We start from the raw sequence: 13,175 nt of genomic DNA on the forward strand, positions 1-13,175 counted from the left end.
GACTCAGTTTTCGCGCGCCCACCGCGGCGTGATGAACACGCCCTCCGCCTCGACGGTGATCCCCTCGTCGTCGGCGAGATGGCCGACGACGAAGGTCTTCACGCCCTCAGTGCGGTCGATTCTGGCCTCGGCGTGCAGCGGGCCCAGGCGGGTGGTGCGCAGATAGCGCATCGTGATGGTGCCCGTGAACCGCGGCGTGATCCCGTCGCTGGCCACCTCTCCGAGCAGATGGTCGAGGATGAGCGCCGACACTCCCCCGTGGACGTGTCCGGGCGGCCCCTCGTAGGCGGCGCCCATCACGAAATCGGTGAAGGCGCCGCCGTCACCGTCGCGATGGATTACCAGCGGCGGCGCGATGGGATTACGGATGCCCACGGCCGGGTTGCCCCACGCCATCCGCTCACCGGCGGTGGTATAGCGCACCCCGAAGGCACCGTCGATCTGCTGTGCGCGTAGCCGCGCGGTGACCGCATCGATCTCGGCTTGGGCTGCGGCGATGTCAGCGGCGCCGACCTCGGTCCTGATCGTCGCGTCGATCAGCTCGCGAACCGACTCGGCGAGCGGCTCGTACACCGCGCGCATTCGGTCGACGTCCTCGGAGGTCAGGTCCCCGATATGGGTGAACTCCAGCACCCCAAAACTAGAACACGTTTCTAGTCTGAAGTCGAATCGACCTCCCGGGGTGCCCGCGTCACGCCCGTCACACCAGCTCAGATAGGTGTCTTAGATTACCTAGCCTATCGTAGGCAAGTGTCTATGAAATCGGTTATGGTGCAGTCATGCCAACTCGCAGCAACAGCGTTGATCCCCGCGCCGAACGCGTCCGGGCGAAGCTTCGCGACGCTGCGCTCGCCCTGGTGCGCGAGCGGCCGGTCGACCAGCTGACCGTCGGTGACATCGTCAAGCGCGCGGGGGTCAGCAGGCAGGTCTTCTACCGGCATTTCATCGACCGCGACGACGCGATCGCCTACGCGTTCACGGCCGCCTTCGCGTCGGCCACCGCCGATATCGCCGGTGATGCGCGTGCGCGGATCGTAGCCCTGTTCGACTTCGCCGCCGACCAGCGGTCGATGTACCGCAACGTGGTGCCGAGCGCGGTCACGCTGCGGGTGGTCGCCGCATTCCGCGCCGAGCTCGCCCCCGCGTGCGACCAGATCGCCGCGGCGGCCGACGTCGCGGGCCCCACCACCGAATCGGTAAGCCGATTCCTGGTCGGCGGCCTGGTAGAGGTCCTGCGCTCCTGGATGGAAGACCCGACCGCGACAAATCTGCGCGGCAGAGTCACCGCCGCGCTGGACACCGTCGGCGCGCTGCTCGGCACCGCCAGCTCCTGAATCCGATTTCCGAGAAGGGTTTGTCCCATGCCACGACATGCCACCCCCGAGGCCACCAAATCCGGCATCCGCACGATGGTGCTTGTGATGCTGGGACTGACGGCGTTCGTCGTCGCGATGATCGCCAGCTACTCCGGTGCCTTCGCCAGGCCCACCCTGCACCACCTGACCGTCGCGGTGTCCGCCCCGCCCCCGGTTGTCGATGCGCTGCGTGAGCAAAACGCGTTGGAGGTCAACGAGGTCGGCGACGATGCCGCAGCACGCGAACTGGTCCGCGAGCGAGAGGCCGACTCCGCCTACGTCGTGAGCCCGACCGGTGATCTGACAATCTATGTGGCCGGCGGCGGCGGCAAGAGTGTGGCGACTGCAGCCGAAAATGTCGGCCGCGCAATCGCTTCCCGGGGTGGTTTCACCGCGACGGTCGAAGACCTGGCGCCCACGTCGGCGGCTGACCCGTCGGGCACCGTCGAGTTCTACGCGATCATCTTTGTGTCGATCGGCGCATCGGTGGGTGCGGCCGCCTTCGGCTACCTGATGGGCAAGGTGCACCGCCCCGCCACCTTCCTTCTGCGCACCCTGACTTTGACCGGCTACTCGGCGCTGCTGGCGGGTGTGGTGACGGTCTACATCGACGCGGTCCTTGGCGCGTTGCCCGGCCACACCTGGGCTGTGGTCGGGGTGCTGTGGCTGTATGCGATGGCAGTCGGCGGCGCGGTCACCGGCGTCGCGGCCGCGTTCGGGTCGGCGGCATCGGCGCTGCTCACCCTGTTCCTGGTGGTCGTCGGCAATGCGGCCGCCGCAGGACCCGTCGGCAGGCCGCTGCTGTCGCCGTTCTACGCCACGTTCACGGCGATCGTGCCGCAGGGATCCGGGGTCTCGCTGCTACGCAGCATCTCGTATTTCGGCGGTCACGGCGCTGCGGCGGCGCTGCTGACGCTGGTGATGTGGGCTGCCGCGGGGTGTCTGCTGGCGGCCCTCGCCACCGCATCCCGCGTGAATTATCGTGCCCTCCATGAGCGTTTCGCTGGCCGACGCCGAGCCGTATTACGACCTCGGCAGGTATCACCGGCCGATCGAGACGCCGTCGCCGCAGGCGCAGATCTGGGTTGACCGCGGGCTCGTCTGGGCCTACGCCTTCAACCACGACGAGGCCATCCGCTGCTTCGAGCGGGCTCTTCAATTGGATCCGGAGCTTGCCCTCGCCCGATGGGGCATCGCGTATTCCGTCGGCCCCAATTACAACAAGGCCTGGGAGGCGTTCGACCCGGTCGACCTCGCCGCGTCGCTGGCGCGGGCCCGAATGGAGCTCGGACTCGCCGAAAGCGGGCGGACCTCTGCCGTCGAGCTCGGTCTGATCGAGGCATTGCGCTCCCGCTTCCCCACCGACGACCCCGCCGACACCGATGCGTTGCAGGCCGGGCACGCCCGCTACGCCGACGCGATGGCCGCGCTGGCCAAGACCTATCCCAGCGACATCGACGTGCAGGCACTGGCTGCCGACGCTCTGGTGAATGTCACCGCATGGGCGTTGTGGGACACCAGAACCGGAGAGCCAGCGCCGGGTTCGAGGGTCGTCGAGGCCAAGCGCATCCTCGACGATGCGCTCGGCACGGCCGCGGGCCGGGAACACCCCGGTGTGCTGCACCTGTACCTGCACACCATGGAGATGTCGACGGCGCCGGAGGAGGCGCTGCCCGCCGCGGATCTGCTGCGCAACCTGGTACCCGACGCCGGACATCTGCAGCACATGGCCAGCCACATCGACGTGCTGTGCGGCGACTACCGCAATTCGGTGGTGTCGAATCTAACCGCGGTGAAAGCCGATCGGCTGTTCGTCGAACGCGAGGGTCCGCTGAATTTCTATTCGCTCTACCGAGCGCACAACCTGCACTTCGTGGTGTACTCGGCAATGTTCGAGGGCAGTTCGGCCGTCGCGCTCGCCGCCGCCGACGAACTGGCTGGACAGCTCACCCCTGAGCTGCTGGCCATCGAGTCACCGCCGATGGCTGACTGGCTGGAAGCCTTTGTGCCGCTGGGCATCCACGTGCTCGTCCGATTCGGCCGCTGGGACGACCTTATCGCCCGCCCCGTTCCCGACGATGTCGAGCTGTACTGCACGACGGCCGCCACCATCCACTACGGACGCGGCGTCGCCCACGCGGCCAAGGGGCAGCTAGCGCAGGCGCGCTCCGAGCGCGAGGCGTTCGTCGCTGCCTACGAGGCCATCCCAGATTCCCGATATCTGTTCAACAACACCGCACGCGACATCCTGGCGATCGCAGCGGCCATGCTGGACGGCGAAATCGCCTATCGGGAAGGGTATTTCGAGGACGCCTTCGCTCACCTACGGCGCGCCATCGCGCTCGACGACGCCTTGCCCTACGACGAACCGTGGGGATGGATGCAGCCGACACGGCACGCCTACGGCGCCCTGCTGCTGGAGCAGGGCCGCGTCGAAGAGGCCGCCGAGGTGTACGCCGCCGACCTGGGCCTGGACCCCACCCTGAGCCGGCCGTGCCAGCATCCCGGCAACGTGTGGAGCCTGCACGGCTACCACGAATGCCTGCGGCGGCTGGGCCGGACGGCGGAGGCGGCGATCATCGGCCAGCAGCTGGTGCTGGCCGCGGCACGTGCCGACGTGCCGATCGCGGCGTCCTGCGCGTGCCGGTTGGAGGTCGGCTGACCGAACGCCGTACGGTGCTGGCTATGACGGAACCGGCGTGGGTCCAGCATGCGATCTGGTGGCAGGTCTATCCGCTCGGTTTCGTCGGCGCGTTTCCCGCCGAGCCGCCGCCGGGCCCTGACGAGCACCGGCTGCGCCGGATCATCGAATGGTTCGACCACGCCGTTGAGCTCGGCGCCTCCGGTGTCGCCCTGGGACCGATATTCGTCTCGAAGACGCACGGCTACGACACCACCGACCACCGCCGCATCGACCCGCGCCTCGGGGACGACGGTGACTTCGACGAGTTGATCACCGAAGCTCACCGGCGCGGCCTGCGGGTGCTGCTCGACGGCGTCTTCAACCATGTTGGGACGGATTTCCCGCGCTACCGCGACGCCGTCGCCGGAGACGACACGTCGTGGTTCCTGCCGACCGGTAGCGGTGAATTCGAGACGTTCGAGGGACACGGCGAACTCGTCGCGCTCAACCACGACAATCCCGACGTTGTTGACTACACCGTCGATGTGATGACGCACTGGCTGGGCCGCGGAGCCGACGGCTGGCGCCTCGACGCGGCATACGCCGTTCCCGACCGGTTCTGGGCGCAGGTGCTGCCGCGCGTGCGTGCGGAATTCGGCGACGCATGGTTTGTCGCCGAGGTCATTCACGGCGACTACTCGGCGCATGTCCGCGAGGCGGGAGTCGACTCGGTCACCCAGTACGAACTGTGGAAGGCCATCTGGAGCAGCCTCAACGACGGCAATTTCCACGAGCTGGACTGGGCGCTGCAGCGGCACAACGACTTTCTGGACGTCTTTGTCCCGATGACCTTCATCGGCAACCACGATGTCACCCGGATCGCGAGCAAGCTGGAGAACACCCGCCACCTCGAACACGCGCTGGTGCTGCTTCTCACCATCGGCGGCACGCCGAGCATCTACGCCGGCGACGAGTCCGCATACCTTGGCGTCAAGGAGGAGCGCGTCGGCGGCGACGACGCCGTGCGTCCCGAATTCACCGCTCCCGGTACAGGAGTCGGCGATCGTGGACGTGACATCTACCGGCTGCACCAGTATCTGATCGGGCTACGCCGCCGCCACCCGTGGCTGCACACCGCCCGGACCTCGTCCGTTGCGCTAACCAACACCGGATATGTCTACCGGACGAGCTACGGGGCGGAGGCACTGGTGGTCGCACTCAACATCGACGACGCCTCGATGTCGTTGTCGTTGCGTGACGTCGGGCTCGCCGAAGGGCGCATCGTCGCGGGATCAGGAGCACCCCCACAGGATGTCCTCTCACAGGCCGAAATCGAGCCACACGGCTGGCTGATAGTCGCGCCGGGCTGACGTCACGTCAGCCGCGCAGCGGTGACGGGATCGGCTTCGCCGCCATAGAAATTGTCCAGGACCGCCACGAAGTCGGCGTTGTCGTCGGTCGCCTTCGCGAACAACGTCATCGACGACCGCAGCTTCATGTCGTCGGGCTGGCCGAAGACCTCCTGCGCCGTGCGGCCTTCGATCGCCGCTACCAGCCTGGCGCACTCCCGCAGGCGCGGGCCGAGCAGCACGTGGGCGAGGTAGGCGCGGGCCTCCTCGATCGAGGTGATCCCGAACCGAACGGCCGTCGGGCTGCTGCCCAGCCCACGCAATTGGGGAAACACGAACCACATCCAGTGACTGCGTTTGCGGCCGGCGCGGAGCTCAGCGAGCACGGCGTCATAGACGGGCGCCTGCGCGTCGACGAACCGCTGCAGGTCGAAAGGGTCGCCGGTCGCGTTTCCAAACCCGCCCACCACGATTTCCTCACTGTGCTGCTGGCCGTACGGCCGACACGTTAGTCTCGCCCGGCAGCCATTATCGCGAGAGGACGCCATGCCGCCTTTATCCACTGGCCGCAACGGTGCGCCTGCGACGACCCAGAGCGACGAACGAAACGACGAGGAGTCGGCGCCGAAGCTTGGCCGCTTCGCCCGCAGGAGGCATCCGTTGTCGCGGGTCAGCATCCAGTCCAAGCTCCTGGTCATGCTGCTGACCACCAGCATCTTGTCCGCTGCAGTGGTGGGTGCCATCGGCTTTCACTCCGGCCGGACATCTCTGCGGGCATCGGTGTTCGACCGGCTCACCGAGATACGTGCGTCGCAGTCGCGGCAGCTCGAGGCGAAATTCACCGATCTGCAAAGAGTCCTCATCAGCTACGCCCGCGGAACCACTCTGACCGAGGCTGTCCAGGCGTATTCCACGGCTTTCAACCAGCTGAACGCGGCGCCGACCAACCCGGCCCAATGGCAGTCGATCGTCGCCTACTACGACAACGAGTTCCGCAAGCGCGAGAAGGACCAGACCGGAGAGGATGTCGACGTCGACGCCCTGCTGCCGGTGTCCAATGCTCAGCGTTATTTGCAGGCCTACTACACGGCTCCATTCCGCGACTGGGACAAGGCGATTGAACTCGACGACGCCCGCGACGGCAGCGCGTGGTCAGCGGCCAACGCGCGATTCAACGACTTCTTCAGAACGATCGTGCTGCGGTTCCAGTTCGAGGACGCCCTCCTGCTCGACACCGCAGGGAACGTCGTCTACAGCGCATATAAGGGCGTCGACCTCGGCACCAATATCCTCACCGGGCCATATCGCGGCAGTTCCCTGCGGGGTGCGTACGAGAAGGCGATGAGCGCCAACACTGTGGACTATGTGGGCGTCACCGACTTCAGCGACTACCAGCCCGCAGACGAGCCGACCGCATGGCTGCTCGCGCCGGTCGGCAAACCGGGAACCGCGGAGGGCGTGCTTGCCCTGCAGTTCCCGATCTCCTCAATCAACCGGCTGATGACGGTCGACAAACAGTGGGAAGCAGCGGGGATGGGCAAGACCGGCGAGACCTTTCTTGTCGGTCCCGACGGGCTGATGCGGTCGGACTCCCGGTTGTTCCTCGAGGATCCCGACGCCTTCAAGCGCGCGGTGATCGACGAGGGCACGCCGCCCGAGGTCGCCGAAGAGTCGATCCGTCAGCACGGAACGACCCTGGTGCAGCCGGTCGAAAGCGAAGCCACCCGTTCGGCCCAGCGGGGCCAGACCGGCACCATCATCGGGGACGACTACCTGGGCCGCCGAACGCTACAGGCCTATGCACCGTTGAACCTGGACGGCCTGAACTGGTCGATCATCGCCAAGATCGACACATCAGAGGCGTTCGCGCCCGTGACCTCATTCACCCGCACGCTCGTGGTGTCGACCGCTGTGATCATCTTCTTGGTATCGCTCGGGGCGATGCTGCTGGCCCGGCTCTTCGTGCGGCCGATTCGTAGGCTCGAAGCGGGTGCCCAGCAGATAAGCGCCGGCGACTACCACGTGATCGTGCCGGTCGAGTCCCGCGACGAGTTCGGCGATCTCACCGTGGCGTTCAACGACATGAGCCGCAACCTCGCCATAAAGGAGGAGTTGCTCGCCGAGCAACGCCGCGAGAACGATCGGCTGTTGCGGTCGCTCATGCCCGAGCCTGTCGTGCAGCGCTACCGGGAGGGCGAGGAGACCATCGCGCAGGACCATCAGAACGTCACCGTGATCTTCGCCGACATCATGGGCCTGAACCAGCTGGGCGAAGAGATCAGCTCCGAGGAACTGCTGGCGATCGTGAACAAGCTGACGCGTCAATTCGACGCTGCCGCAGAAGATCTCGGTGTCGAACAGGTACGTACACTGCACGACGGTTACTTGGCCAGCTGCGGATTGTCGGTACCCAGGCTGGACAATGTTCGGCGCACGGTCGACTTCGCCGTCGAAATGCAACGCACCATTGAACGCTTCAACGCTGAGACAGGTCACAACCTCGGACTTCGGGCGGGAATCGATACGGGTGCGGTCACCAGTGGACTGGTGGGGCGGACGACGCTCGCTTACGACATGTGGGGCTCGGCTGTCGATCTCGCCTATCAGGTGCACCGGGGCGCGCCGCAGCCAGGAATTTACGTGAGTTCGGCGGTGTACGACGTCATGCGCGACAGCCGGGACTTCGCCGCAGCCGACGATGTAAGCGTCGACGGACAGCAACAACCGATCTGGCGGTTGATGGAGCATCCGTCATGATCAGCGTGCTGGAAGCGCCGTGGTTCTACTGGGCGGTGGGCATGGCGATCGGCTTTCCGGTCTGCCTGATTCTGCTGACGGAGTTGCACAGCGCGCTGCGCCGGAGGGGCAGCTTCCTCGCCCGGCCTGTGCACCTCATCCGCAACTACATCCTGCCGCTGGGCGCTCTGTTGGTTCTTCTCATCGGCGTCATGCAGATCTCCGGGACGGCGACGCCGGTGCGGGTCGTCGCCACGATGTTCGGCTTCGTGGTGTTGGTGCTTCTTCTATCCGGTACGAACGCCACGGTCTTCCAAGGGGCGCCGGAAGGCAGCTGGCGTAAGCGGATCCCGTCGATTTTCCTGGATGTGGCCCGCTTCGCCTTGATCGCGCTGGGCGTCGGGCTCATCCTCGCCTACATCTGGGGCGCGCACATCGGCGGCCTGTTCACTGCCCTCGGAGTCTCGTCGATCGTGCTCGGCTTGACCCTGCAGAACTCGGTCGGACAGATCATCGCCGGCCTGCTGGTCCTCTTTGAGCAGCCGTTCCAGCTCGGTGACTGGATCGAGACTCCGACCGCCAGGGGCCGCGTCGTCGAAGTCAACTGGCGCGCAACACATATCGACACCGGCGGTGGCCTTCTCATCATGCCCAATTCCGTCCTGGCTGCGGCATCGTTCACCAATTTCTCGCGTCCGCCCGGGGCGCATTCGCTCTCTGTGACAACGATCTTCTCTGTCGACGATCCCCCCGACGATGTCCGCAAGATGCTCAATCAAGTGGCAAGCGCGCTACCCCAACTGCGACCGGACGCCACGCCGTCGACCGTTCCGCTGGGCGGCTTGCAGTACAGCACCTCGATACCGTTGCGTTCGCCCGCCGACGATTTCGCGGCGCGATCGGTCTTTCTGCGGTGGGTGTGGTACGCATCGCGGCGCGCCGGGTTGAGCTTGGATGAGGCCGAAGACGACTTCGAAACGCCTGAGCGGCTGCAGCAGTCACTTCGTGTCGTCGCATCCACCCTCAGATTGACCGACACGGAACGCGAAGCGATGCAGACGCACTGCCGCGTCACCCGCTACGGCGCCGATGAATATCTGCAGTCTGCCGGCGAAATCCCCGACGGCATGACCTTCATCGTCGACGGACGCGTCCGCCTTGTGTTCAGCGACAGCGATGGCGCGCTGATTCCGCTGAGAACCTTGGAACCAGGTGACTTCCTCGGTCAGACCACTCTCACCCGCGAGCCGGTCACGGCGGGCGCATATGCGCTCGAAGAGGTGACGGTACTGCTGGTCGAACGCGAACACATCGAGGATCTCGTGGCCCGTAAACCGGTGCTGCTTCAGGAAATCGGCCGCGCTATCGAAGATCGGCGCGCCGATTTGCGCCGCGCAGTCGCTGCGGCGGCGGACTAGACGCGGGCGATGCACCGCCGAATACCACGGCCACGGGAGCTGGCTCCGCTCATCCAGTTCAAAAAACCGAGGCTGAACCCGACCACCCGCCGGCTGGCCGACGCACTGACGATCGCCGACCTGCGCCGAATCGCCAAGCGGCGCACACCCAAAGCGGCATTCGACTACACCGATGGCGCAGCCGAAGAGGAGCTGTCCCTGGCTCGGGCGCGCAAAGCATTCCACGACATCCAGTTTCACCCGACGATCCTGCGCAACGTCGCTGACGTCGACACCGGCTGGGATATTCTCGGCAGTCGGGTGGACCTTCCGTTCGGCATCGCGCCGACCGGTTTCACCCGCCTCATGCACACCGAAGGCGAGATCGCCGGCGCGCACGCGGCGGCGCGGCGAGGCATTCCGTTCTCGTTGTCGACGCTGGGCACCAGGTCGATTGAAGAGGTCAAGGCCGCGAACCCCCAGGGCCGCAACTGGTTTCAGCTCTACATGTGGAAAGACCGGGACCGGTCGATGGCGTTGGTCGAACGCGCCGCCGCGGCGGGATTCGACACCCTGCTCGTCACGGTGGACGTTCCCGTCGCCGGAGCCCGGCTTCGCGACACCCGCAACGGAATGTCCGTACCGCCGGCGCTCACCCTGCGGACGGTGCTCGACGCGGTGACCCACCCGCGGTGGTGGTTCGACCTGCTGACCACCGAGCCGTTGTCGTTCGCCTCACTGGATCGCTGGCCGGGCACTGTAGCCGAATACCTCGACACCATGTTCGACCCGACGGTGACGTTCGACGATTTGGCTTGGATCAAATCGCAGTGGCCGAACAACTTGGTGGTCAAGGGGATTCAGACACTCGACGATGCCAGATCGGTCGTCGACCTCGGCGTCGACGGTATCGTGCTGTCGAACCACGGCGGCAGGCAGCTGGACCGCGCGCCGGTGCCGCTGCACCTGCTGCCCGACGTCGCCCGTGAGGTGGGCGCCGACACCGAGATCCTGCTCGACACGGGAATCATGTCCGGCGCCGACGTCGTCGCCGCCATCGCGCTGGGCGCAAGGTTCACCCTCGTTGGGCGCGCCTATCTCTACGGTCTGATGGCCGGCGGTGAGGCCGGCGTCCACCGCGCCATCACAATTCTGGCAGAGCAGGTCCTGCGCACCATGCGACTGCTCGGTGTGACGTGCCTGGAGGAGTTGACGCCGCGGCACGTCACCCTGCTGGACTCCTAACGGTTGGCCAGCAGTACGTACTGCGCCGCCGCCATCTGTTGCGCTTTGGTCGCCGAATCGGCGCGAACCTCGGTGTAGACGGCGTCGTAGACCACCCGGCAGGCGAAAGCGGGCATGGCCACGGTCGGCGGGTCGGTCTGAAAGCATTGGGTGTCAGGCAGATTCGCATCGTTGTCGATGCGGTGTTCGCGGTTGGATACCTCGGCGATGACCGCCGCGGCCATGTCCTTGGCCGCCTGGTGGTCGCGCAACCGGTACAGGCGTTGGTGACCCGACACGGCGAACCGCTCGACACCCCAGGCGTCGAAGAGGCTGTCCCGACGAAAGGTCGCCGGCTGGTCATGCAAAGCGCCCGTCGGCCCGTAGACGGCGAACGTGGGCGACGGCGGCGGCGCGGCGGTTGGATCGGTGGCCACCATCCGGGCGAGAAGACCGTCGGGATCGCGTGGCAGCGCAGGAATGTCGGCCATCGGCGTCGGTGTGAAGGCCTGCAGCAACGCGTGTTCTTCGTCGACCGCGGCGTCGAGTTCACCGATGTGCTTCTCGATTCCATCGGGCGCCGCGTCGAGCGTCAGGTGCAGAGCGAACGGCCCGATCGCAGTGTCCAGCAGCAGCTTTCTCATGCCGGGCGTGTACCGGGCGGCGATTTCGGGGCGGGTGGGCAGCGGCGTGGCGATCGTCTTGTCGAAGTCCTCCCAGTTGGCTACCTCGAGAACAGACGCAGCCGACTGTGCGGCCGCGTCGATCGGGAAACGCGACACCATGATCGACAACTCGGCATGCGGCGTACGGCCGTCCGGGGCATCGGCGTAGGTGGCGCGGTAACCGGCGACCCAACCGCGACGGTCGAGGATCCGTGCAGCCGTTTCGCCGACGACCGCAGACAGGCTGGCGGGGTCGGAAATCGGGCCCGCCTGCCGCAGGTGGATCAACGGGGATCCGAACTGCGACGTATCGGCTACCGCGTCGGCCATCCGAATGCCCTCCAGCGCCGTGCCCACCGGCAGCGACTGCGGATTCGGGATCATGCGCGGCGCGGTCGAATACGGCCCGGGGTCCAGGCTGCTCGGGTCGACTTCGCGGGTGCCGCCGCAGCCTGCGACAACCGCACACGCCGTCGTCACCGTCACGAACCACCGCAGCCACGCCACCGCGACGACGGTAATCGATGCCTGTTTGGCCAGCTCAACAAGTAGATATCGGCGCCGAGTCGCAATCGTTAGCGGTTCGCGACATCCAAATGCCGTGTTGGTACGCAAGTGACTGATGTGGCGGATGTTCACTGGCCCACGCAAAGCAACGGCAATTGCTTGAAGGCAAGTAATTGGAAAGGTGGGTTGTTGCCGTTATGAAGTGGTCAGAGAGGTTTCGAGAAACTCGAAGCACATGGATGCGCCGGCTTGCGGCCAGTGCCCTCGTGGCGGCGGCCCTGCCCGGCGCGATCGGGTTCGCCGGGGGGTCGGCGACGGCAAACGCGTTCTCGCGGCCGGGGCTACCGGTCGAGTATCTGAATGTGCACTCGGCGGCGATGAACCGCGACATCCGAGTGCAATTCCAGGGCGGCGGACCGCACGCGGTCTATCTGCTCGACGGCCTGCGTGCGCAGGACGACTACAACGGCTGGGACATCAACACCCCGGCGTTCGAGTGGTACTACCGCTCGGGCCTGTCGACGGTGATGCCCGTCGGCGGCATGTCCAGCTTCTACACCGACTGGTATCAGCCGTCGAAAGGCAACGGGCAGGACTACACCTACAAGTGGGAGACGTTCCTGACCCAGGAGCTACCGGCCTACCTGGAGGCCAACCAGGGTGTGTCGCAGAACGGCAATGCGGTCGTTGGCATCTCCATGGCGGGCAGCACCGCGCTGACGTACTCGATCTACTACCCGCAGAAGTTCATCTATGCCGCCTCGCTGTCGGGCTTCCTGAACCCCTCCGAGGGCTGGTGGCCAATGCTGATCGGTCTCGCGATGAACGACGCGGGCGGATACAACGCCGAGAGCATGTGGGGCCCGTCGACGGATCCCGCGTGGAAACGCAACGACCCGATGGTCAACATCCATCAGCTGATCGCCAACAACACCAGGTTGTGGATCTACTGCGGCAACGGAACGCCTGCGGATCTCGACGTGGCCAGTGACGGCGGCAACCTGATGGCGGCGCAGTTCCTGGAAGGGTTCACTCTCCGTACGAACGAGACCTTCCGGGACACCTACGTGGCCGCTGGTGGGCAGAACGCCGTGTTCAACTTCCCGCCCAACGGGACACACAGCTGGGGCTACTGGGGACAGCAGCTGCAGCAGATGAAGCCCGACCTCCAACGGGTGCTGGGCGCGTCCCCCACCTCCGCGTAACAGCACCTCCCTCCAGTGGGCCTGCCGCTACCCCAGCGGCAGGCCCACTGCCTTGGCGTCAGGGACGCTATTCCGGTGGGAACAAAGGCGGCCGCAACAAGGTTGAGTGCATCA

At 66.0% G+C, this 13,175-nt stretch carries 11 protein-coding genes; 8 read left to right on the plus strand and 3 right to left on the minus strand.

Annotated features, from left to right (window positions below):
- Positions 1-3: 3 nt before the first annotated feature.
- Positions 4-633, minus strand: coding sequence for a PaaI family thioesterase (locus tag A5651_RS02480; RefSeq protein WP_066975213.1), 630 nt, complete (start codon positions 631-633; stop codon positions 4-6).
- A 146-nt stretch (positions 634-779) separates the two neighbouring features.
- Here A5651_RS02480 and A5651_RS02485 point away from each other — a divergent pair, with 146 nt between their 5' ends.
- Genes A5651_RS02485 through A5651_RS02500 form a run of 4 tightly spaced genes read left to right on the plus strand, consistent with a single transcriptional unit; the run spans position 780 to position 5,348 of the window.
- The gene (locus A5651_RS02485) at positions 780-1,334 is read left to right on the plus strand and encodes a TetR/AcrR family transcriptional regulator (protein ID WP_066975215.1); all 555 of its coding nucleotides are present in this window, start codon (positions 780-782) and stop codon (positions 1,332-1,334) included.
- Positions 1,335-1,361: 27 nt separating this feature from the next.
- Entirely contained in the window at positions 1,362-2,444 is a 1,083-nt protein-coding gene (locus tag A5651_RS02490) for a DUF3533 domain-containing protein (RefSeq protein ID WP_066975217.1), read from the plus strand.
- On the plus strand, positions 2,347-4,017 hold the full coding sequence (locus A5651_RS02495) for a tetratricopeptide repeat protein (protein WP_066975220.1): 1,671 nt from the start codon (positions 2,347-2,349) through the stop codon (positions 4,015-4,017). The genes A5651_RS02490 and A5651_RS02495 overlap by 98 nt, the downstream gene beginning before the upstream one ends.
- 23 nt (positions 4,018-4,040) lie before the next feature.
- Positions 4,041-5,348 carry an alpha-amylase family protein gene (locus tag A5651_RS02500; RefSeq protein WP_066975222.1) on the plus strand — a complete coding sequence of 436 codons (1,308 nt, stop codon included), beginning with the start codon at positions 4,041-4,043 and terminating at the stop codon, positions 5,346-5,348.
- Positions 5,349-5,350: 2 nt separating this feature from the next.
- On the opposite strand, the gene A5651_RS02505 is transcribed toward A5651_RS02500, so the two are convergent.
- A complete protein-coding gene (locus A5651_RS02505) occupies positions 5,351-5,794 on the minus strand; it encodes a DUF1810 domain-containing protein (RefSeq protein WP_066975454.1) in 444 nt (147 codons plus the stop codon).
- Between the two features lie 79 nt (positions 5,795-5,873).
- Between A5651_RS02505 and A5651_RS02510 the strand changes: the two genes are divergently transcribed.
- From A5651_RS02510 to A5651_RS02520, 3 genes are read left to right on the plus strand one after another with little or no spacing between them, the layout of a single operon-like run.
- A complete protein-coding gene (locus A5651_RS02510; protein ID WP_066975224.1) occupies positions 5,874-8,084 on the plus strand; it encodes an adenylate/guanylate cyclase domain-containing protein in 2,211 nt (736 codons plus the stop codon).
- Positions 8,081-9,481 (plus strand): mechanosensitive ion channel domain-containing protein, encoded by a 1,401-nt coding sequence (locus A5651_RS02515; RefSeq protein WP_066975226.1) that lies wholly within the window; start codon positions 8,081-8,083, stop codon positions 9,479-9,481. The genes A5651_RS02510 and A5651_RS02515 overlap by 4 nt, the downstream gene beginning before the upstream one ends.
- 9 nt (positions 9,482-9,490) lie before the next feature.
- Positions 9,491-10,705 (plus strand): alpha-hydroxy acid oxidase, encoded by a 1,215-nt coding sequence (locus A5651_RS02520; RefSeq protein ID WP_066975229.1) that lies wholly within the window; start codon positions 9,491-9,493, stop codon positions 10,703-10,705.
- Here the strand turns inward: A5651_RS02520 and A5651_RS02525 are convergent.
- Positions 10,702-11,856, minus strand: a complete 1,155-nt coding sequence (locus tag A5651_RS02525) for a hypothetical protein (RefSeq protein WP_066975231.1) — start codon at positions 11,854-11,856, stop codon at positions 10,702-10,704. The genes A5651_RS02520 and A5651_RS02525 overlap by 4 nt on opposite strands.
- Positions 11,857-12,053: 197 nt before the next feature.
- Between A5651_RS02525 and A5651_RS02530 the strand changes: the two genes are divergently transcribed.
- Positions 12,054-13,061, plus strand: coding sequence for an esterase family protein (locus A5651_RS02530; RefSeq protein ID WP_066975233.1), 1,008 nt, complete (start codon positions 12,054-12,056; stop codon positions 13,059-13,061).
- The last annotated feature ends 114 nt before the right edge of the window (positions 13,062-13,175 follow it).

It is taken from the genome of Mycobacterium sp. 1274761.0, from assembly GCF_001668615.1.
GTDB lineage: Bacteria > Actinomycetota > Actinomycetes > Mycobacteriales > Mycobacteriaceae > Mycobacterium.